Origin of the sequence: Pantoea sp. AS142 (assembly GCF_037152305.1) — a bacterium.
GTDB lineage: Bacteria > Pseudomonadota > Gammaproteobacteria > Enterobacterales > Enterobacteriaceae > Pantoea.
In genome coordinates this window covers 170,389-192,020 of the sequence record NZ_JBBCMO010000001.1, presented here as the reverse complement: position 1 = coordinate 192,020, position 21,632 = coordinate 170,389, and the positions used below count along the sequence as shown (strand labels likewise).

Below are 21,632 nucleotides of genomic sequence, written 5' to 3'. Positions count from 1 at the left end.
GATTCATTAAAAATAATTTCGAATCATTAAGTTAAAATTAATTCCATTCAAAATGATGGCAAGGTGGCGATGGAGCTTTTCAACCGCTTTGCCATTCCTGCGTATCCAGGCTTACTCCCTAAACAATATCAATGCGAAAAGATAATTCTGCCGTTTCTTTAAATTCACTTTAATGCGTCTTAAATTAGCATTTGAACAGTCGCATAAACGTTAGCGTTACCCTCTCCAACTGGTTAACATTTCTGCACGGAATTTTAGTTGCAAAGGAATCTTTATGCCCTATCACCCTATCACGACCCTCGCATATTTCGCCTGACTTGAGCTGTCGGCGCTTGTGGGACCCATAATCCCGATGAAGTAAAGTCAACTCAGCGCATGATAAATGATGCTGGCTATCAGTTCGCAACTGGTCGCATGCTCCCAACAAATGGACAATGCGATACAGCCACCACTGAGGCTATACGCTGGTATCAGCGGGTGCTGAATGTCTCTTCGAATGGGTTGGTTCAGCCAACCGACACAGGGTTTATCAGGCCAATATGTGAAGCAACCACGCCAGGCTGGCGGCCTTCTAATACCCCTGGCCCCTTACGAGTCAGCGAAGGACAAATTACTTTTGACGCCGAAGGCATCGACTACATAACCGCCGTGGAGTCTTTCAAACAGCGCCGCTATCCCAATTTTTCACGCATTCGTCAATGGCCGCCCACGAATTTTTCAGGGTTACACCTGGTCGAGGCTATGATGTGGGCAGTAGATCTGCTGGTGAAATCTACTCCACACGAAGGCATGCTGGGATTGAAGAACATAAAGCCGTTCTGTGCTCTAAAGCAGCTGGCCTGAAAGGGCGGCATAAACTGTTAATCCACAACATAAAAGCGTTAACTAAAATCAATTAAGTTATTGATTTTTTTATATAATTCAAAGGAGTATGAATTTGTGCAAAAAACCATTCTGATTACAGGTTGTTCCAGTGGTATTGGCCTGGTCGCCGCCCATGATTTACTGGCGCGGGGTTACCGGGTGATCGCCGCCTGCCGTAAAGCAGAGGATGTCGCCCGCATGGAAGCATTGGGCTTTACCGGGCTACAACTGGATCTCGACGATCCGCAAAGTGTGGATCAGGCTGCGGACACAGTGATCGCGCTCTGCAATAACCGTCTGGCCGCGCTATTCAACAATGCTGGCTTTGGCCTCTATGGCCCGCTCAGTACCCTCTCCCGCCAGCAGCTGGAACAGCAGTTTTCCAGCAACTTTTTTGGCATTCATCAGCTGACACTGCGTCTGCTACCCGCGTTGCAGGCCAGCGGCGATGGTCGCATTATTAATACCAGCTCGGTGCTGGGGCTGATCTCCACGCCAGGCCGGGGTGCCTATGCCGCCAGTAAATATGCGCTGGAAGCCTGGAGCGATGCGCTGCGGCTTGAAGTGCGCAGCAGCGGTATTCGGGTCAGCCTGATTGAACCCGGCCCGATTCAGACCCGTTTTACCGACAATGTGACACAGGGCGAACAACATAACCCGGTGCGCAACCCTGGCATCGCAGCACGCTTTACCCTGCCACCGGAGGCTATTCTGCCTAAACTTCGTCACGCACTGGAGAGTAAACATCCGCGCTTACGCTATCCGGTGACGCTGGTTGCACACGTGATGAGCCTGCTGAAACGGCTACTGCCTGGCTGGATGCTGGATCGCATTTTGCGCAGCCATTAATCAGACATACGTAATAGCGCTTGAAGCCGGGCCAGTTGGCCCCATATTCTTAGAACACTTTTTGCAAAGAGACTTATCCATGTCACCACAAGCTTCGATCATCGACATCAACGAATCTAACCTGCAGCAGACCCTTGAGCAGTCGATGCAGCTGCCGGTGCTGTTCTACTTCTGGTCTGAGCGCAGCCAGCACTGTCAGGAGTTAACGCCTGTGCTGGAGCGCCTGGCGCAGGAATACGCGGGGCAGTTTATTCTTGCCCGACTGGATTGCGACAAAGAGCAAAGGGTGGCGTCGCAGTTTGGTCTGCGTTCAATCCCGACCGTCTATCTGTTCCAGGATGGTCAGCCGGTTGACGGCTTCCAGGGACCCCAGCCGGAAGAAGCGATCCGCACGCTACTGGAAAAAGTCCTGCCACGCGAAGAAGAGCTGAAAGCGCAGCAGGCGATGGCGCTGATGCAGGAAGATAAACCGCTGGAGGCGCTGCCGCTGTTGAAAGATGCGTGGCAGCTGAGCAATCAGTCCAGCGAGATCGGTTTCCTGTTGGCTGACGTACTGATTACGCTGAACCGCAGCGATGAAGCGGAAGCGGTACTGAAAGTGGTACCGTTGCAGGATCAGGATACCCGCTATCAGAGCCTGATGGCGCAGATTGATCTGCTGAAACAGGCCGCGGATACGCCGGAGATTCAGCAGTTGCAATCCCAGCTGGAAGCTGACCCGACTAACGCCGGGCTGGCTGCTAAACTCTCGTTACAGCTGCATCAGGTGGGTCGTAATGAAGAAGCACTGGAACTGCTGTTTAGCTTCCTGAAATCCGATCTTAATGCCGCTGATGGCCAGGCGCGTAAAATGCTGCAGGAGATTCTGGCGGCGCTGGGTACCGGCGATGCACTAGCTGCACGTTACCGTCGCCAGCTCTATTCCCTGCTCTACTAACCGGCACCACCACGGGCCGAAGCGACTCGGCCCGTTAATCTGACAACGCGGAGGTTGTATGATAACTGTAATTCCTGCCTTGATCATTCTGGCGCTGGTGGCAGTCTGGGCGACCGTCAAGATTGTGCCGCAAGGTTTTCAGTGGACAGTTGAGCGCTTTGGCCGTTATACCCGCACGCTGCAGCCAGGATTAAGCCTGGTGGTGCCCTTCATGGATCGTGTTGGTCGTAAGATCAACATGATGGAACAGGTACTGGATATTCCCTCGCAGGAGATCATCTCCAAAGACAATGCCAACGTCACCATTGATGCGGTCTGCTTTATTCAGGTCGTTGACCCGGCGCGTGCCGCGTATGAAGTCAGCAATCTTGAGCAGGCTATTCTGAACCTCACCATGACCAATATGCGCACCGTACTGGGCAGCATGGAACTGGACGAAATGCTGTCACAACGCGACAGCATCAACACCCGTCTGCTGCATATCGTGGATGAAGCAACCAATCCGTGGGGTGTCAAGATTACGCGCATCGAAATTCGTGACGTGCGTCCGCCTCAGGAACTGATTGGCGCAATGAATGCGCAAATGAAAGCGGAGCGAACCAAACGCGCTGATATTCTGACGGCCGAAGGGGTGCGACAGGCGGCGATCCTGCGGGCTGAAGGGGATAAGCAGTCGCAAATACTCAAAGCAGAAGGTGAACGTACTTCGGCGTTCCTGCAGGCAGAAGCGCGTGAGCGTCAGGCTGAAGCGGAAGCTAACGCCACTAAAATGGTCTCAGAAGCGATAGCGGCGGGGGACATTCAGGCCATCAACTACTTTGTGGCGCAAAAATATACCGATGCGCTGCAAAAAATCGGTGAAGCCAACAACAGCAAAGTGGTGATGATGCCGCTGGAGGCGAGCAGTCTGCTGGGTTCGATTGCGGGCATCGGTGAACTGCTGAAGGAATCACGCACTGAGTTGAAACGCTGATGCTGGTCGATATTATCGCCCACCCGCACTGGTTCTGGCTGACGCTGGGTGGATTAATGCTGGCGGCAGAGATGCTGGGCACTAGCGGTTACCTGCTATGGAGCGGGCTGGCGGCGGTCATCGTCGGCCTCATTGAGTGGCTGGTCCCGATGAGCTGGACAGCGCAGGGTTCCCTGTTTGCCGTGCTGACGCTAATCTGCGTTTTTTTATGGTATCGCTGGATGCGCTATCGTGAGGCGAGTCAAACCCCCAATGCTCTGAACCAGCGCGGCAGCCAGATGATCGGTATGCAGCTGACGCTGGATACCGCGCTGCAGAATAGCACCGGCCATGTTCGCATCGGAGACAGCAGCTGGCGGGTCAAGGCGGATCAGGATCTCCCTGCTGGCACGCTGGTGATCGTGGTCGGCATTGAGGGTATCACCCTGCGTATTCAGCCACGCTGACTGCAGCATCCGGCAAGATTGTTGATAATGGGACATTCGGCACTGTCATCGCCCGGACAGGCCTCCGCCAATGCCAGCAGGCGCGCTCGCATAGCGTGAAGCTCTTCAATATGCGCAGAAATCTCATCCGCTTTCAGCAGTGTACGGGCTTTAACATCTGCACTGTGGCGCGATGGATTATTAAATAGGGCTACCAGCTCGCGACACTCATCCAGCGTGAACCCAACCTGGCGCGCCTGCCGTAACAGGTTCAGTTCATCAAGATGGTGCGCGTTGTAGCTGCGGTAACCATTTTCACTGCGCAATGGCGGCGTCACCACCCCTTTCTCTTCGTAAAAACGGATCGCCTTGCTGGTCAGCCCGGTCTTTTTTGCCACATCGCTGATGTTCATTTTCGTCCCCTTGACCTTCCCCTTGATGGAAGGTTTATGCTTAAGCATGAATCGAAACTGGCCTGTGGGTCAAATGTGTTATCTGAGGAGTTGATATGTCACACACCATTTCTCTGGCACTGGACGGCTTGTCCTGCGGCCACTGTGTCAAACGGGTTAAAGAGGCACTTGAGCAGCGTGACGATGTTGACCAGGCTGAGGTGACTCAACAGGAGGCGCAGGTTTACGGGCAGGCGGATGCGGCTGCGCTGATCGCCGCCGTAGAACAGGCGGGCTACCATGCCACACTGAATACAGCGGCCTCCCCAAAGTCTGAACCGTTGACAGCATCGGAGCCGCCGCCGGAGGCGCTGACAACGGAGACCGCTTCTTATCCGGCAGAAAAAACATTACCTGCCCATATGCTATTAATTGAGGGCATGACCTGCGCCAGTTGCGTGAGTCGGGTGGAAAAAGCGCTGCAGCAGGTCGCAGGCGTCAGCCAGGCGCGGGTCAATCTCGGCGAACGCAGTGCGCTGGTGCTGGGCGAAGCTGATCCGCACCAACTGGTTGCCGCCGTTGACGCCGCAGGTTACGGCGCGCAGATAGTGGATGACGAGCAGGAGCGACGTGAGAAGCAGCAGCACAGCGCCCGCCGCGCGATGCGGCGTTTCAGCTGGCAGGCTGCTGTGGCATTAGCGTTTGGCGTGCCACTGATGATCTGGGGCATGGCAGGCGACAACATGATGCTCACCAACCATAACCACAGCATCTGGCTGACGCTGGGCATCCTGACCCTGCTGATCATGATCGTTACCGGCACGCATTTTTATCGCAGCGCCTGGCGCAGTTTACGCAATGGCAGCGCCACCATGGATACGCTGGTAGCACTCGGTACAGGTGCCGCCTGGCTCTATTCCTTTAGCGTGATGCTGTGGCCCGACTTTTTCCCGCCCCCGGCCCGCCATCTCTATTTCGAAGCCAGCGTCATGATCCTGGGATTAATCAATCTGGGGCATGCCCTGGAACAGCGGGCGCGTCAGCGCTCGTCTAAGGCGATGGAACGACTACTTGATCTGACACCGGCCCGGGCGCGGCAGGTTGATCAACAGGGCGACAAGCTGATTCCGGTCAGCGAGGTGCAGCCCGGCATGACACTGCGACTGGTCACCGGCGATCGGGTGCCGGTCGATGGCGAAATCGCCACGGGTGAAGCCTGGTTTGATGAGGCAATGCTGACCGGCGAAGCGGCACCGCAAAGCAAAAGTCCGGGTGCGGCCATCTTTGCCGGCACCCTGGTGCAGGATGGCTCGGTAGAATTTATCGCCCGGGCGACGGGTAGTCATACCACCCTGTCGCGCATTATCCGGCTGGTGCGGCAGGCACAGAGCAGCAAACCGGATGTGGGCCGTCTGGCCGATCGCATTTCCGCCGTTTTTGTCCCGGTAGTGGTATTGATTGCGCTGCTGAGTGGCGCTGTGTGGTATCTGTTCGGGCCGCAACCACAAATTGCCTATATGCTGGTGATCGCGACAACCGTACTGATAATCGCCTGTCCTTGTGCATTGGGACTGGCGACGCCGATGTCGATTATTGCCGGCGTTGGCCGCGCCGCCGAACTAGGCGTACTGGTGCGCGATGCCGATGCATTGCAACGTGCCAGCCAAATCGACACCCTGGTGTTTGATAAAACCGGTACACTGACTGCCGGAAAACCGCAGGTCAGTGAAGTGATGGTCTGGGGCGATGCCAGTCGTGAATCGGTGTTAGAAACGGCTGCACAGTTGGAGTTCGCCTCAGGTCATCCGCTGGCGAAAGCCATCGTCGCCGAAGCGAAACTGACTCAACCAGCTTCATTAGCGCAATTTTGTACAATACGCGGCAAAGGGGTTAGCGGTAATCTGGATGGCAAAACGCTGCTGCTGGGTAATGCCGCGCTATTGCAGGATAACGGCGTCGATTACCGGGCGGCAGAAGCAGAGATTGCGCGCCTGACGCAACAGGGTGCAACGCCGGTGTTACTGGCTGAGCAGGGCCAGCTAACCGGGCTGATCGCGCTGAGCGATCCGCTTCGACCGGAAAGCGGCGCAGCCCTGAAGCGGCTGCATCACCAGGGTTATCGCCTGATTATGCTGACAGGCGACCACGAAAATACCGCGCGAGCCATTGCTGCCGAAGCGGGCATTGATGAAGTGATTGCGGGCGTGTTGCCTGAAGGCAAAGCAGCCGCTATAGAGCAGTTACAACAGTATGGCCGTCGCGTCGCGATGGTGGGTGATGGCATCAATGACGCGCCTGCACTGGCCCAGGCCGATGTGGGAATTGCCATAGGTGGCGGCAGCGATGTGGCGGTGGAAACCGCTGGCATTACCCTGATGCGCGCCGACCTTAACAGCGTGGCGGACGCGTTAGCGCTCTCATCCGCGACGCTGCGCAATATCCGGCAGAACCTGTTTGGGGCATTTATCTATAACAGCATCGGCATTCCGGTGGCAGCGGGTGTGCTCTATCCGCTGACCGGTACCCTGCTCAGCCCGATTGTGGCAGGTGCAGCGATGGCGCTCTCCTCCATTACCGTGGTCAGCAATGCTAACCGCTTGCTGCGTTACCAGCCGCCGCGCCAGTAATCACTGTTTCAGCGCTGTTGTTCGCACGCTGAAGTCGCTAGCATGGGGTTTTGAGTCGCAAAGGACCGGGAATGACAGGCAACGTTTGGCGCTCATTGCGCGGCTTTATCAGCCAACTTTTTCCCGCCAGTTACCGCTGGCCTGCGATTGATGTCCGGCTTGGCGATCGTCAGCTGCATCTGGTAGGCAGCATCCACATGGGAACGCGCGATATGCAGCCGTTACCCGCGCGCCTGCTGCACCAGTTGCAGCAAGCCGATGCGCTGATTGTGGAAGCGGATATTACTCAGGGCGGCTCACCTTTTGATCACTGCGGCGATCGTCCTGCGCTCTCCAACCGGCTGGAGAGCAGCGCGATGCAAACTTTCACCGCACTGTGTAAGGAGATGAGTCTGGATCTGAGCCTGTTTGATAACCTGCCCGCCTGGCAGGTGGCGCTGATGTTGCAGGCACAGCAAGCGCAAAGACTGGGATTACGTCCTGACTACGGCATCGATTATCAGCTGTTGCAAGCAGCGAAAGGTCTGAACAAGCCGGTGATTGAACTGGAAGGTGCAGATGCGCAAATCGCCCTGCTGACTGCGCTGCCGGATGATGGCATCGCACTGTTACAGGATACGTTGCTGCACTGGCACACCAATGCACGACTGCTGCAGATGATGGTGAGCTGGTGGCTTAATACGCCGCCACGCCAGCCTGAAATCACCCTCCCCGCCACTTTCAGTCAGGCACTGAATGATACGTTGATCGGTCAGCGGAATGCGCAGTGGTGTGACAGGCTGCAGGGGTTAGCGACGGGAAATTATGTGGTGGCGGTCGGTGCGTTGCATCTTTACGGCGAAGATAACCTGCCTGAGATGCTGAAGAAGCACTGAAAAAAGAGAGCCGATAATATTATCGGCCCGTCAAAGAGGAATTTGTTTATGATTTTGGTTATCGCTCAGCAATCATATTGCTGGCGCGCGGCCAATTTTCACTCAAAGAACAAAATTCCGCCACCTTTTTCCATGATTATGCGTAATAAGATTTTTCTCAGTAAGGAACCTGTATGACGCCCGCCGTAAAATTGCTGGAAAAACATAAAGTCAGCTTCATCCTGCATCCCTATGAGCATGACAGTAACGAAACCCATTTTGGCGACGAAGCGGTACGTAAACTTAATCTGGATGCGCGTCAGGTCTATAAGACGCTGCTGGTTGCACTCAATGGCGAGGCGAAACAGCTAGCGGTAGCGATTACGCCGGTATCGACGCAGCTGGATCTCAAGAAGGTGGCTAAAGCGCTGGGCGCGAAGAAAGCGGATATGGCCGATCCGCAGCTGGCCCAGCGGATCACTGGCTATCTGGTGGGTGGCATCAGTCCGCTAGGGCAGAAAAAGCGGCTGCCCACGGTGATAGATCACTCTGCCAGCGCGTTTCACGCCATGTTTATCTCTGGCGGCAAGCGTGGACTGGATATTGAACTGGCACCTCAGGATCTTTCACGGCTGCTGGATGCCCCGTTTGCGGATATCGCCCGTCACGACTAAACCCGCGGCTGGGCGCATAGCTGATCGATCATCCAGCGCCCCGCCGGGCCGGGCGGCGTACGTCGTGACCAGACAACCTCAACGGCGATATGCTGCGGCCAGCCCGGCATCGACAACTCTTTCAGCACGCCATGACCAAACTGTTTCACCAGCCAGCGCGGTAGAATCGTCCAGCCAAATCCCTGCTCTGCCATTTCCAGCAGCAATAAATAGGTAGGTGCCGACCAGATGCGTCCCATTGGCGCGGGTTCATGCGCCTCAACCCAGGTATTAAGCCGTAGGTGACGAACCCCTTCCAGCTCGCTTTCGCTAAGGGTATTATGCGCTGCCAGCGGATGATCGCGATGTAGAAAGACCGCCATCTGCGCTTCAACCTGCAGCCGCGCCACGGCGATATCCACCGGCAGCTTAGGTTGCGCCCTCACCACGCCCAAATGGACTCGCCCGGCTTGCAGCAGATCCAGCACATCACCATCCTCGGCAATCATACACTCCAGTTCGATCTCCGGATAACGGGCATCAAATTGCTTAAGCAGATGTTCATGATGATCGGTTTGCCAGAAATCGGACATGGCAAAACTGAGTCGGGGTTCAATGCCCTGCGACAGACGTATCGCCAGCGCATCCAGGCGCTCACTGGCCGCCAGGATCTGCTGGACCTGAGGAATAACGCGGCGTCCCTGCTCGGTGAGGAGCGGCTGACGGCCCGACCGATCAAACAGCGCAAAGCCGAGATCGTCTTCAAGATTAGCGACCGCCGCGCTGATGGTGGACTGACTTTTACCCAGCGCGCGCGCAGCCGCAGAAAATGAACCGCTCGCCACAGTCTGCATAAAAGCCTCAAGAGATTCCGGGGAGTAACGCATTTAGTCCATCGCTTTTTCCGATAGGTGTTCATTTTATTTTAGCATTCTGACGTGTGAAAATGCGCCGCATTATTGAAGGAGAATTAACAATGCGTATCCGCTCACTCAAAGAACGTGTTCTTCATGCTGTCTGCTTTGAAACGCTGGCGATTCTAACCGTATCGCCTCTCGCGGCATGGGTAATGAATAAGCCGCTGTTTCAGATGGGATCGCTGGCGATTATGCTCTCTACGGCCGCAATGTTGTGGAACATGATTTACAACAGCGGATTTGATCGACTCTATGCGCCAGGCCAGAAACGCGGGCCGGGCGTGCGTGTATTACATGCGCTGGGATTTGAAGGCGGATTTATCCTGATTGGTCTGCCGATTGCTGCCCTGATGCTGGATATTTCCCTGTGGCAGGCTTTCCTGGTTGAAGTGGCTTTTTTCCTCTTCTTCCTGCCCTTCACCATGGCCTACAACTGGGGATGGGACAAACTGCGTGAGCGCTGGATCAGACGTCATCCCTGCCGGGCGTGAGAAAACCGGGAGGTGCAAGCGCCTCCCGGTGAGTTCAATGCGTGGCAGCTGTGTCGTTCTTCCACGGCCAGATCCACGCCAGAATCATTTTTGGATAGTTACGCTTATGCACTTTTTCCGCCGCGTCATCCCGCGCCCGGATCTGCTCTTCGTTCAAATGCACAATCTGCCCTTTCGGCTGATAGTCGCTGGCTTTAACCGGCGAATGCGTCCTGATCCAGTCACGCAACACCTGCGCATCCACTGCCCCGCTATTGAGATAACCCGCATGATTATCCAGGCGCGGATAGCCGTCGCCGCTAGCGGCATTGAAGCTGTTGGTCGCCATACGATAGTGCTGCATCTCCTGAAGCGGTTTACCGTTAATGCTGACATCACTGACGTGTTTACCGTCGGCGGTCAGGCTGATACCGGCAAACTGAGCGTAGCCGCCTGAGTCAGGCTGAATATTGGCGACCACATCCAGATATTTTTTGATCTCCGCCCCGGTCAGGCTGACCGAGACCACCTGATTGCCAAACGGCTGGACCTGCAGCAGGTCACGCCAGCTCAGCTTACCCGATTTCAGCGAGGTACGAATACCACCGCCGCTCATCACCGCAAAATCTGCTTTAGTGTGCGCCATCTGGGCGCGCAGAATCAGCTGGCCGAGATTAGTCTGCTCAAAGCGAACCTGCTCTTTTTCACCGCTGAAGTTGCCGTCGACGCTGCCGACATTCACGGTTAACTTCGCCTCTGCCCGTTTCTGGAACGGCATCAGCAGCTTCATCATGGCGGTGTTTTTCGGTATCTCTTCCTGCCAGGTGAGCCAGGTTTTGCTGCCATCAGCATTTTTTACCTGATGTTTGAGGTTGACCGGCACTAGCTGATAAGCCTCCAGCATCACCTGACCATTACGGAAGGTAAAGTCGCCGCGTCCGACATATTTACCCCACTTGTCGGCCTGCATGATCCAGATTCCGTTTTGCTTATCAGGCTGACACGGCTGACCGGGCTGATAATTTTTTACGCTGACGTTCTCTTTTTCCATACAAACCGCGTCATGCGAATGCCCCCCGACAATCAGATTGATCGTTCCGGCAGGCAGGCTACGCGCCAGGGTGACATCATCAATGCCGTTACTGCCATGTTTTCCGTCGTCATAGTGGCCCAGGTGGGTCAGCGCAACAATCACGTCCGGCTTCTCTGTGGCGCGCAGTTCGGCAACGGCCTTCACTGCTTCCACAATGGGATCGCGGAACTCTGTCTCTGTCAGATCCGCCGGATTGGCCAATTTCGCGGTGTCCGGTGTGATCAGTCCGACCACTGCAATTTTCAGTCCGAGGCGGTTGAATACCACCCAGGGTTTGAACAGGCGCTGACCGGTACTTTTGTGATAAATGTTGGCGGCCAGCAGCGGGAATCGCGCCCACTTCTCCTGCTTACGCAGGACCGCGATCGGTTTGTCGAACTCATGATTGCCCAGCGCCATGGCATCATAGCCAATCAGGTTCATCGCGCGAAAATCGGGTTCAGCGTCCAGCTCGTCGGATTCTGGCACGCCCGTGTTCACATCACCAGCCGAGAGAATCAATGCGCCGCCGCCTCTGGCCTGAACATCGTAGCGCATCGTATCCATTAGCGTTTTCTGCGCCGCCAGACCATATTCTTCCTGTTCATTAAACCAGAAATGACCATGTTCATCGTTGGTGTGCAGCAGGCTGAAACGATAGGTGCGATCGGCCTCGGCGGCCTGTGAAAACAGCGGCATCAAAGCCGCTAGTAACGCCACACCCGCCCCTGTCCATTTTGATAACAACACTGTGATTCTCCTTAATTTGCCGTCTGGCCCGATTTTTCTGCCGGTTTGCCCCACTGTGTCGCACATTCCCCCGGCGAACTCAAGGCCAACACACATCAGCCTGCCAGAGTTGTCCTCTCTTTTTATTTCTGGTCCGCCGTTGCTGAGCGCGTCAGCACAGGCAAGGCGACACCAGCACACTAGCGAACTACCACGCCAGGGGCGGGCTTGTTTCTGCTGAATCAGCAAAAACAGGCAGTCAACGATGTTGTTAACTAATTGTTTACCCCTGCAAAAGTCACGCTGACGCGCTTTAACCTCTCTGTGCACACATTTAACCCTTATTCGTGTCACCCCTATGGCATTTAGAGATACTAATTTTTATTTATCCTTTCCTGATTAAAGCGCCAAATCAGCCGACATTGTGGATAATGAGCAAAAATGGACTTCCGATTGCATATTTCTCTTTTTTTCCTATTTTTTTAGGGTATTCCCGCAAATTGCTCAGCGGAAGAGTAGATTTTGCATTAAACTCATTTGTTACAAGCGGATACATTTGCATACAAGGAGACTGGCATGCATCACACCACACCGTTGATCACTACCATTGTCGGGGCCCTGGTTCTGGCATTTCTCCTTGGGATGTTGGCGAACCGCCTGCGTATCTCCCCCCTCGTGGGCTATCTGATGGCAGGCGTGCTGGCGGGTCCCTTCACCCCCGGCTTTGTTGCAGATACCAATTTGGCCCCTGAACTGGCAGAACTCGGCGTTATTCTGCTGATGTTTGGTGTCGGCCTGCACTTCTCAATGAAAGATCTCATGTCGGTAAAGTCGATCGCTATTCCCGGGGCCATCGCACAGATTGCGGTCGCGACGTTACTGGGAATGGGATTGTCATGGACGCTGGGGTGGTCATGGATGACCGGACTGGTGTTTGGTCTCTGCCTTTCTACCGCCAGTACCGTGGTGTTACTGCGCGCGTTAGAGGAGCGACAGCTGATCGATAGCCAGCGCGGGCAAATTGCGATTGGCTGGCTGATTGTTGAAGATCTGGTAATGGTGCTGACGCTAGTGCTGCTGCCTGCAATTGCCGGCATGATGGAACAGGGCAACGCCAGCGCCGGACTGCTGGCCTGGGACCTGCTGTGGACCATCGGCAAAGTGGCCGCCTTTATGGTGCTGATGATGGTGGTAGGACGCCGAGCCGTGCCCTGGATCCTCGCCCGCAGCGCCGCCACCGGTTCGCGTGAGCTGTTTACGCTGGCGGTATTAGCGCTGGCGCTGGGTATCGCCTTCGGTGCGGTTGAATTCTTTGATGTTTCGTTTGCGCTGGGCGCTTTCTTTGCCGGTATGGTGCTAAACGAGTCGGAGCTGAGCCACCGAGCCGCACGGGATACTCTGCCATTGCGTGATGCGTTTGCCGTGCTGTTCTTTGTTTCGGTCGGCATGCTGTTTGACCCGTCAATTCTGGTAACACAGCCGCTGGCGGTGCTGGGCGCGCTGGTGATTATCGTGGTCGGAAAATCCGTGGCCGCCTGGCTACTGGTGACGCTGCTGGGCCACTCCCGCCGTACCGCATTAACGATTTCGGTCAGCCTGGCGCAGATTGGCGAGTTCGCCTTTATTCTGGCCGGTCTGGGTATCTCGCTGGGCCTGCTGAGTGATGAGGGTCGCAACCTGGTGCTGGCGGCAGCCATCCTGTCGATTATGCTTAACCCGATTCTGTTTACCCTGCTGGAGCGTTTCCTGGCGAAAACAGAGACCATGGAAGAGCAGACGCTGGAAGAGGCGATTGAAGAAGAGAAGCAGATCCCGGTCGATTTCTGCAATCACGCGGTGATTGTGGGCTACGGCCGTGTTGGCAGCCTGATTGGTCAGAAGCTTCTTGAGGCCAATGTCCCGTTGGTGGTAGTTGAAAATTCCCGTACACGCGTTGAAGCGCTGCGTGAGCAAGGCATAAAAGCCGTGCTGGGCAATGCAGCACGGGCTGAGACCATGGAACTGGCGCGGCTGGATTGCGCCCGCTGGCTGTTACTGACTATCCCGAACGGCTATGAAGCAGGTGAAGTGGTGACGGCGGCGCGTGAAAAACATCAGAATATCGAGATTATCGCCCGCGCCCACTATGACGATGAAGTGGAGTACATCATGGAACGTGGTGCCACCCGCGTCGTGATGGGGGAACGTGAGATTGCCAGCAGTATGCTGCAAATCCTGCAGGATGAGATGATGCAGGGCGAACATTTACAGCCGTGCGATGTCGTGCGCTGATTCTTGTTCAAAGGGGCCTGGCAGACAGCTGACACACCTGAATCAGGGGGAATTTTGCCGCAGCGAATAAACCCGATGGGCAGGAAACACGGGCAGAGCAGGAAAGCGTCCCGCGCCAGGGACAGCGTGGGACGAGCGGCAAGGGATGGGTTAAGCGACTTTCCGACCTGACCCTGTTCCTTTCGCCAACGCGATTTTACCGCTACCAAAACCAGACATTGCCATACCCTAAGGTCCTTCTGTTCAGAAGGGCCATTTGTACGCTTTGACGCTGCCAGCTTTAGCGATCCCAGTAAGACTCTTCCAGACTGTCTTCCCGCTCCGGCAGGCCATGGGTTAAACGCGGCGAATGCTGATTCAGCACCTGATAGCTGACGCGGCTGGCATACTTACACACCTGCGCCAGTGATGAATAGGTCAGATACGGGCGCGCGTGTTTGCTTGAGTTCGGCACATTCAGGCTGTGATAGTTATTAGCGGTAATGTCGTGTAGTAACGCTGCCAGCGCACCATCTCCAGCGCCGTTGGTGTTCATAATCTTTTCCGGCCCGCCCATATAAGGCGCGATGTGCGAGAAGATACGCAGCGGCTGCTGGCAATCCTGCTGGCGCATCACGCGGCTGAACTCATACTGGTTGAATTCAGCAATCGCGCCAGGCAGCAGCGGATGGTTGGTTTTGCGTTTGAACTCTTCTTCGGTGTAACCCGCCATATAAAGCCCAATCGGGCCAGCGGTACACAGCACCAGGTCTACCCAATCCAGCGCCATGTTGGCTGAGAGCAGTGGATCGGCTTCGCCGGTCAGCGCCAGCGCTTCCTCTTCATTCATCGCGACAATGCTGACATGTTCGCGCAGGAATTCACGCCAGAACTGAGGATTGTCACCAATCACATGTTTGGTGCCCAATGTCAGCACCACCGGCACATTATGGCGTTTGGCATACTCAATCGCCCGTAACGTCGCCTGCGGCATGGGTTCACCTTCGGCACAGCGCACCAGATAGGAGGTCAGCACCAGCGCAGAAGCTCCGGCAATCACCTCTTCCGGCACATTATCCGGATGCAGCTGGTTCATCTGTCCCGGACTGATAGCAAAGGTTCGCTCGCCATGTTCACCAATCAGCGTAAAGCAACGACCAATGGCGCCATCTACGCCCTGCAGATAGTTAAGATCGACCCGGCTGGACGTATTACAAAGGTAGCGATAGGCGTAGCCGCCAATCTGGATGTTGTTGCACATGACGCCCAGCAGCACAGAGCGGTCATCGGCCAGCACCGAGAAATTATGCAGTGTGTTACCGATGGTGCCACCCGCAAACTGATGAGTGATCAGTGCATCCCGCATCAACTCGTTGTACAACGCTTCCGCGACGGCATTATCGATGACCAGCGAGTGCCCGGCACTCAGGCTATAACGTGCGAGAAAAGCGTCATCGACTTTTGCTTCGATATCCACCAGCGTCTGATCAATACCCACTACCCAACTGCCTGCATCAATGTCGTGTTGAGCGGGCTGTAACAAGGGATCGCGTGCGCTGACAGGAAAGTAGTGTTTGGATTTGCGTTTGCCGGGAAATTTCATCGGAAGGTGCCGTCTGGGAAAACAGGCGGAGAATGATATCACACTCTCCGCCTGCGCTTTAACGGCGTGCGTCGACCAGTTGCACCATCATGTCGATATGCGCCTCATCGGCGTTCAGCGCAGGGATATACTCAAACTTCTCCCCGCCCGCATGCATGAAGATTTCGCAGTTTTCACCGCTGATCTCCTCCAGCGTCTCCAGGCAGTCAGACGAGAAGCCCGGACTCATCACCTGAACGTGCTTGATCCCTTTGGCGGGCAGGCTCTCCATGGTTTTGTCGGTATAAGGCATCAGCCAGGGCTCGCGACCAAAACGCGACTGGAAGGTCATCATAAACTGATCGTCACGCAGACCCAGCGCTTTGGTCAGCGCCGCCGCGGTGTCGGCACAGCGCTGCGGATAGTCATCACCTTCGTTGGCAAAACGCTGCGGAATGCCGTGGAACGACATCACCAGCAGATCGGGCTGGCCATGCTGTTGAAAAGATCGCTCCACTGACGCTTTCAGCGCGGCGATATAGGCCGGATGCTCAGCGTAGTCGCGAATAAACTGTACATCGGGCAACGAACGGTAATCTTTGAATACCGCGGTCAGGCCATCCCAAACCGCTGCCACGGTGGAGCAGGAAAATTGCGGATAGAGTGGCAGCACAATCAGACGGGTCACGCCCTGTGCCATCAGCTTATCCACCGCGCTTTTCAGGCTGGGATTACCGTAACTCATGCCCAGCTCAACGGGCATATCGACACGTGCCGCCAGGGCGTCGCGCTGACGCTGGCTGTAAACCAGCAGCGGTGAGCCGCCTTCCATCCAGACGGATGCGTAGAGCTTAGACACGCGCGGCGAGCGAAACGGCAGAATGACACCATTGAGAATCGGCCACCAGAGCCAGCGGGGCGTATCGACCACGCGAGGATCGCTTAAAAACTGTTTCAGATAACGTTTAACAGCAGGTGTGGTGGGCGCGTCTGGCGTACCTAAATTAACCAGTAACACGCCGGGCTTATCTTGCCTCATTGGAGTTCCTTGATAACAACGGGGATGCGTGAAAACAGGGAAATTGTAGCGGAATTAGTGGGAGGTAAAAGCAATTACTGCAAAAGGGGCCAGTAATACCAGCCCCTTTGAGCCTAGCCCAGAATCTTAGCCAGCTCGGCACTGACTTCGGTCACCTTACGGGTACCATCGATTTTGTGATAGGCGGTATTGCCCGCTTCCGCTTCTTTGCTGTAATAAGCAATCAACGGCGCGGTCATCTGATGATACTCCACCAGGCGCTTACGCACGGTCTCTTCCTGATCGTCTTTACGCGTGGTCAGCGCTTCGCCGGTCAGATCATCTTTGCCTTCCACTTTCGGTGGATTAAAAGTGACGTGATAAACGCGGCCAGATGGCGTGTGAACACGACGACCCACGATACGTTCAACGATCAATTCGTCCGGTACAGCGAACTCCAGCACGTGATCAACCGTGATCCCGGCCTCTTTCATTGCATCTGCCTGAGGAATGGTGCGCGGGAAACCGTCCAGCAGGAAACCGTTTTTGCAGTCTTCCTGAGTGATACGCTCTTTGACCAGCGCAATTACCAGCTCATCGGTCACCAGTTTGCCAGCATCCATGATGGCTTTGGCCTGGTTGCCCAGCTCGCTGCCTGCTTTTACTGCTGCACGCAACATATCGCCAGTGGAGATTTGCGGAATGCCATACTTCTCCATGATGAATTGGGCCTGAGTCCCCTTACCTGCGCCCGGAGCACCGAGCAGAATAATACGCATTGCGTAAATCCCCTTGCGAATCGCATTGATCTATCTTAGAAGCCGAAGAACATACCATTATGACCCGCTCATCACAAGGAAGGGCGCCGATCGCTCAGGGCAACTTTACTGGCATTATGGCCCTGAATCCGACCCGGCTGGCCTGCCTCACGTTTTTTCAGATTTACCGCCTGCACTGAGCAGGGATTGCAGTCGCAGGCTCAGATGATTCGACATATTCACACTTTTTTGGCCGCTGCCGCGCACATTAGCCTTGAGCAGCAGCCGCGCCTGCTGCGGCCATTTCACCACATCTTCGGCATCTGACAGCGCAGAGATCACGGAGGCCGGGATGTGAAAGCTGGCAAACGGCAGTCCAGGCTGATGACAGGAGTTTAGCGGCAGCGGGCCTGACAGGGAAAGCGCATCGACGGTGGCGGTATTGTAGGGTCGCCACTGCGGATCGTTGAAGCGGCGCAGAGCCTCGTCTGTGGCGGTCAGGCTCAACCCCTGTTCAAACAGGCGCAGTTCGCTTCGCACCAGCGTACTGAAGTCGTGAGTCCGTAATGCCACCAGCACCAGATCGCTACAGATCTCGGCGTGGCGATCCAGTCGGGTGACAAACAGATGGGCTTCGTCGATCAATTTCTGGTGCAGCACACTGGCAAAACTCTCGCTCGCCTCTGTCACGCCCTGATTCTGGCAATCCCGCAGCGGACGCACGCGGCCATGGGGCAATTCGACATGCGGTACCAGCATAATGCTGCCCGCTATTAGCGGAACCGCTGGCAGGTTGTTGAGTTCGGTGACGGGATAGTGCGAGGCGTAACGGTTCTGATTGCGAGCCTGCTCCTGCCGCAGAAAGAGCTGGGAAAGAAGGACCTTCGCCACATGCATCGAGGGCGCGAAGAAGAGATCGAACGTCTCCAGCCTGTAAAAACGTGAAAGCGCCAGGCGTAACCGATGGCGCGCCTCTGCTGACGTTTCAGAGGATAATGGACCGTGAGCCATGGTTGTCTCGCTTCAAAGAATGTGCGGCGTTAGCGCAGGTTGAGCGAGGCGGAATATCCATGGAAAATCACAAATATAAAGCTGAGTCAACCCGCCAGAATCTGCCCTATAAAGTAGGTCAATACGGCTGGACTTTAAAATGATATAAATTGACAATCCCTGTTAGTTTTTTGCACAGGAAATGAGGATGAACGGTCTGCCGCCACTGAGAGCGCTGCACTATTTTCACCATGCAGCCTTGCACAGCAGCTTTAGTGCGGCGGCTGAACATCTGCATGTCACGCACAGCGCCATCAGCCACCAGATTCGTCAGCTGGAGAGCTGGATGGGCAAACCGCTTTTTGTCCGCAGTAATGGTCGCGTTAAATTGACTTCACATGGCGATCGCCTGCTACTGAGCTGTCAGCAGGCATTCAGTGAGTTACGTAGCAGTTGCGAAAACATTCGCACCGGCCTGCCTCAGCAGATTCGGATCTCCTGCGCCCCCAGTTTTTTGGCACAGTGGCTGATTCCCCGTATCGCCAGCTTTTATCAACGTTATCCAGAGATTGAAGTTCACTTTCAGCCACTAACACAGGTCCCACAACTGCGCAGCGAACATGTGGATGTACTGATCCTCAGTCAGGGTGAACGCCCTGAACCCGGTATAGACGCGACCCTGGTCAGCGAAGATGAGATTGGACCGCTCTGCGCCCCTCACTTTGCCTCGCAGCTGCAAGCCGGTGAGGATCTGGCAACAATGCCCTTGCTGCATGCGGATACGCGGCTGCATGCCTGGTCAGAGTGGGCAGCAACAGCGGGTGTTAGTGGCCACTTTAACAGTGGCAAGCATTTCGAGAGTTTGACGCTAGGCATTCAGGCGGCACGAAACGGCCTTGGCGTTTTAATGGCACCCCGTTTGCTGGTACGCCAGGAGCTGGAAGATGGCACCCTGATCGCCCCACTGGGCTTTGTACGTGTGGAGCGAGCGACGTGGATGATGACGAAGCAGAGCCGTCGTCACGATATGGAGATTAGTTTGTTTCGTAACTGGCTGCAGGATGCCGCACAGCCATAAAAAAGCCGGTGATGATCACCGGTTTCAGACTGCTGAAAACTCTATGCTTTTAACGGCGTAAACTTGCTCGACATTAAGGGTGAACAGGGTCAGACAGACGGCTCCAAAATCAAAGCGATGGGAGCTTATGCCGGGTGCAAAGCAGCGCGGACTACGAATAGCCCGCCAGAGAAGGCGGCTTTTGCGTCTTTGCAGAGGACATATGCTCCCTGAGCCAGCACTGCACAACCAGCGTCAGGCCGGTGAAAACCACCGGCCTGTTACCGTTATTCGCTCAGCAACTGGTTCATGCGACGGATAAACTGGTTAGGATCGTCCAGCGTGCCGCGCTCAGCCAACAAAGCCTGATCCAGCAACAGTTCAATCCATTCACCGAAGCGTGCTTCATCCTGAGTATCAGCAACCCGTTTCACCAGTGGATGATCCGGGTTGATTTCGAACAGATACTTCACTTCCGGCACTTCCTGTCCGGCCGCCGCAAACAGCTTCGCCATCTGCGTGGTCATCTCATTGGCATCGGTGGTAACAATAGCCGGGGTATCGGTCAGGCGATGCGTCAGACGCACCTCTTTCACCCGTTCGCCCAGCAGGTTTTTCACCCGCTCAACAAAAGGCTCCAGCGCTTTTTCCGCCTCTTTCTGCTCTTCGGTCTCTTCATCCGCCAGCTGGCTCAGCGATTCATCCGCTTTGCTGACTGACTGGAAGGTTTTACCATCAAACTCAGTAAGGTAGCTCATCATCCATTCGTCGATGCGATCGGAAAGCAGCAGCACCTCAATGCCTTTTTTGCGGAACAGCTCCAGATGCGGGCTGCTCTTCGCGGCGGCATAGCTGTCAGCCGTGATGTAGTAAATCTTCTCCTGACCTTCTACCATGCGGCTGACGTAATCTTCCAGCGAAATGGTCTGCGCCGCGCCGTCACTTTGGGTGGTGGCAAAACGAAGCAGCTTAGCAATCGCTTCCTGATTAGCATGATCTTCCGCGGGTCCCTCTTTCAACACCAGACCAAACTCTTTCCAGAAAGTCTGGTATTTTTCGCTGTCATCTTTCGCCAGTTTTTCCAGCATCTGCAGAGTACGCTTGGTCAGCGCAGCGCGCAGGCTTTGCGTCACCCGGCTATCCTGCAGGATCTCACGGGAAACGTTAAGCGGCAGATCATTGGAGTCAATCAGGCCACGCACAAAGCGCAGGTAGTTCGGCATGAACTGCTCAGCGTCATCCATGATAAAGACGCGCTGCACGTAGAGTTTCAGGCCATGTTTCTGATCGCGGTTCCACATATCGAATGGCGCACGAGCCGGAATGTACAGCAAGCTGGTATATTCCTGCTTACCTTCCACCCGATTGTGGCTCCAGGCGACCGGATCCGTGAAATCGTGGGCGATATGCTTGTAGAACTCGTTGTACTCTTCGTCGCTAATCTCAGACTTGTTGCGGGTCCACAGCGCCTGGGCTTTGTTGATCTTCTCCCAGTGAGTCGCATCGCTCTCTTCATCTTTGCTCTCGATCTCAACCGGCAGCGCGATGTGATCGGAATATTTGCTGATGATGTTGCGTACGCGCCATGCATCCAGGAACTCATCCTCACCTTCGCGCAGATGCAGGATAATCTCGGTGCCGCGATCGGCTTTCTCGATCTCTGCCAGGGTATATTCGCCCTCGCCCGCTGATTCCCAGAACACGCCTTCATCCGCTGACGCACCCGCTGCACGAGTTCGCACCGTGACTTTATCCGCCACGATAAATGCGGAGTAGAAACCAACACCGAACTGACCGATCAGCTGGCTATCTTTAGCCTGATCGGAGCCCAGTGATTCAAGGAAAGATTTGGTGCCCGATTTGGCGATAGTCCCGAGGTTCTCAATGACCTCATCGCGACGCATACCGATACCGTTGTCGCTGAGCGTCAGGGTACGGTTTTCCTTATCAACAGAGAGACGAACACGCAGCTCGCCATCACCTTCGTAAAGGCTGGAATCTGACAGGGCGCGGAAGCGCAGTTTGTCTGCCGCATCCGAGGCGTTGGAGATCAGCTCACGCAGGAAAATTTCTTTGTTTGAATAGAGAGAATGGATCATAAGATGCAGAAGTTGTTTTACTTCCGACTGAAAGCCACGGGTCTCTTGTCCTTTCATGGTCATTACTACCTCAACAAAATAAGTTGAACAAACGTTGAGGTTGATGTGGGGATGAC

19 protein-coding genes are annotated in these 21,632 nt (G+C 55.2%); 11 read left to right on the top strand and 8 right to left on the bottom strand.

Features of this window, described 5'->3' with window-relative positions; genetic code table 11:
* Positions 1-375: 375 nt before the first annotated feature.
* The 5 genes from WFO64_RS00980 to WFO64_RS00960 all read left to right on the top strand — a co-directional run bounded on the left by WFO64_RS00980 (position 376) and on the right by WFO64_RS00960 (position 4,069).
* Complete coding sequence (locus WFO64_RS00980; RefSeq protein ID WP_337008180.1) at positions 376-843, top strand: hypothetical protein; 468 nt, start codon at positions 376-378, stop codon at positions 841-843.
* A gap of 96 nt (positions 844-939) precedes the next feature.
* Positions 940-1,713 (top strand): SDR family oxidoreductase, encoded by a 774-nt coding sequence (locus WFO64_RS00975; RefSeq protein WP_337008178.1) that lies wholly within the window; start codon positions 940-942, stop codon positions 1,711-1,713.
* A 79-nt stretch (positions 1,714-1,792) separates the two neighbouring features.
* Positions 1,793-2,650: a co-chaperone YbbN gene (locus WFO64_RS00970; RefSeq protein ID WP_337008176.1), complete on the top strand. Its 858-nt coding sequence runs from the start codon at positions 1,793-1,795 to the stop codon at positions 2,648-2,650.
* A 58-nt stretch (positions 2,651-2,708) separates the two neighbouring features.
* The gene (locus tag WFO64_RS00965) at positions 2,709-3,623 is read left to right on the top strand and encodes an SPFH domain-containing protein (RefSeq protein ID WP_337008174.1); all 915 of its coding nucleotides are present in this window, start codon (positions 2,709-2,711) and stop codon (positions 3,621-3,623) included.
* Complete coding sequence (locus WFO64_RS00960; RefSeq protein WP_337008172.1) at positions 3,623-4,069, top strand: NfeD family protein; 447 nt, start codon at positions 3,623-3,625, stop codon at positions 4,067-4,069. The genes WFO64_RS00965 and WFO64_RS00960 overlap by 1 nt, the downstream gene beginning before the upstream one ends.
* On the opposite strand, the gene cueR is transcribed toward WFO64_RS00960, so the two are convergent.
* A complete protein-coding gene (gene cueR, locus WFO64_RS00955) occupies positions 4,057-4,461 on the bottom strand; it encodes a Cu(I)-responsive transcriptional regulator (RefSeq protein WP_337008170.1) in 405 nt (134 codons plus the stop codon). The genes WFO64_RS00960 and cueR overlap by 13 nt on opposite strands.
* A 95-nt stretch (positions 4,462-4,556) precedes the next feature.
* Between cueR and copA the strand changes: the two genes are divergently transcribed.
* The 3 genes from copA (at position 4,557) to ybaK (ending at position 8,595) form a co-directional block, all read left to right on the top strand.
* The gene (gene copA, locus WFO64_RS00950) at positions 4,557-7,067 is read left to right on the top strand and encodes a copper-exporting P-type ATPase CopA (RefSeq protein WP_337008168.1); all 2,511 of its coding nucleotides are present in this window, start codon (positions 4,557-4,559) and stop codon (positions 7,065-7,067) included.
* Positions 7,068-7,138: 71 nt separating this feature from the next.
* Positions 7,139-7,942: a TraB/GumN family protein gene (locus tag WFO64_RS00945; protein WP_337008166.1), complete on the top strand. Its 804-nt coding sequence runs from the start codon at positions 7,139-7,141 to the stop codon at positions 7,940-7,942.
* A 173-nt stretch (positions 7,943-8,115) separates the two neighbouring features.
* Entirely contained in the window at positions 8,116-8,595 is a 480-nt protein-coding gene (ybaK, locus tag WFO64_RS00940) for a Cys-tRNA(Pro)/Cys-tRNA(Cys) deacylase YbaK (RefSeq protein ID WP_337008164.1), read from the top strand.
* On the opposite strand, the gene WFO64_RS00935 is transcribed toward ybaK, so the two are convergent.
* Positions 8,592-9,461, bottom strand: coding sequence for a LysR family transcriptional regulator (locus WFO64_RS00935; protein ID WP_337008162.1), 870 nt, complete (start codon positions 9,459-9,461; stop codon positions 8,592-8,594). The two genes, ybaK and WFO64_RS00935, sit on opposite strands and share 4 nt — an antisense overlap.
* A gap of 89 nt (positions 9,462-9,550) precedes the next feature.
* On the opposite strand from WFO64_RS00935, the gene WFO64_RS00930 reads away from it, so the two are divergent.
* The gene (locus tag WFO64_RS00930) at positions 9,551-9,982 is read left to right on the top strand and encodes a multidrug/biocide efflux PACE transporter (RefSeq protein ID WP_337008160.1); all 432 of its coding nucleotides are present in this window, start codon (positions 9,551-9,553) and stop codon (positions 9,980-9,982) included.
* 34 nt (positions 9,983-10,016) lie between these two features.
* On the opposite strand, the gene ushA is transcribed toward WFO64_RS00930, so the two are convergent.
* Positions 10,017-11,732: a bifunctional UDP-sugar hydrolase/5'-nucleotidase UshA gene (gene ushA, locus WFO64_RS00925; protein WP_442956123.1), complete on the bottom strand. Its 1,716-nt coding sequence runs from the start codon at positions 11,730-11,732 to the stop codon at positions 10,017-10,019.
* 606 nt (positions 11,733-12,338) lie between these two features.
* Here ushA and ybaL point away from each other — a divergent pair.
* The gene (ybaL, locus tag WFO64_RS00920; RefSeq protein ID WP_337008156.1) at positions 12,339-14,033 is read left to right on the top strand and encodes a YbaL family putative K(+) efflux transporter; all 1,695 of its coding nucleotides are present in this window, start codon (positions 12,339-12,341) and stop codon (positions 14,031-14,033) included.
* Between the two features lie 280 nt (positions 14,034-14,313).
* Here the strand turns inward: ybaL and WFO64_RS00915 are convergent, their stop codons facing one another.
* The 4 genes from WFO64_RS00915 to WFO64_RS00900 form a co-directional block, all read right to left on the bottom strand.
* A complete protein-coding gene (locus tag WFO64_RS00915; RefSeq protein ID WP_337008154.1) occupies positions 14,314-15,615 on the bottom strand; it encodes an inosine/guanosine kinase in 1,302 nt (433 codons plus the stop codon).
* A 58-nt stretch (positions 15,616-15,673) separates the two neighbouring features.
* Complete coding sequence (hemH, locus tag WFO64_RS00910) at positions 15,674-16,633, bottom strand: ferrochelatase (RefSeq protein ID WP_337008152.1); 960 nt, start codon at positions 16,631-16,633, stop codon at positions 15,674-15,676.
* A gap of 113 nt (positions 16,634-16,746) precedes the next feature.
* On the bottom strand, positions 16,747-17,391 hold the full coding sequence (gene adk / locus WFO64_RS00905) for an adenylate kinase (protein WP_337008150.1): 645 nt from the start codon (positions 17,389-17,391) through the stop codon (positions 16,747-16,749).
* A 147-nt stretch (positions 17,392-17,538) separates the two neighbouring features.
* On the bottom strand, positions 17,539-18,381 hold the full coding sequence (locus tag WFO64_RS00900) for a DUF6024 family protein (RefSeq protein ID WP_337008148.1): 843 nt from the start codon (positions 18,379-18,381) through the stop codon (positions 17,539-17,541).
* Positions 18,382-18,568: 187 nt separating this feature from the next.
* Here WFO64_RS00900 and WFO64_RS00895 point away from each other — a divergent pair, with 187 nt between their 5' ends.
* Complete coding sequence (locus WFO64_RS00895) at positions 18,569-19,438, top strand: LysR substrate-binding domain-containing protein (protein WP_337008146.1); 870 nt, start codon at positions 18,569-18,571, stop codon at positions 19,436-19,438.
* Between the two features lie 266 nt (positions 19,439-19,704).
* Here WFO64_RS00895 and htpG read toward each other — a convergent pair whose 3' ends face one another.
* Positions 19,705-21,579, bottom strand: a complete 1,875-nt coding sequence (htpG, locus tag WFO64_RS00890; protein WP_337008144.1) for a molecular chaperone HtpG — start codon at positions 21,577-21,579, stop codon at positions 19,705-19,707.
* Between the last annotated feature and the right edge of the window lie 53 nt (positions 21,580-21,632).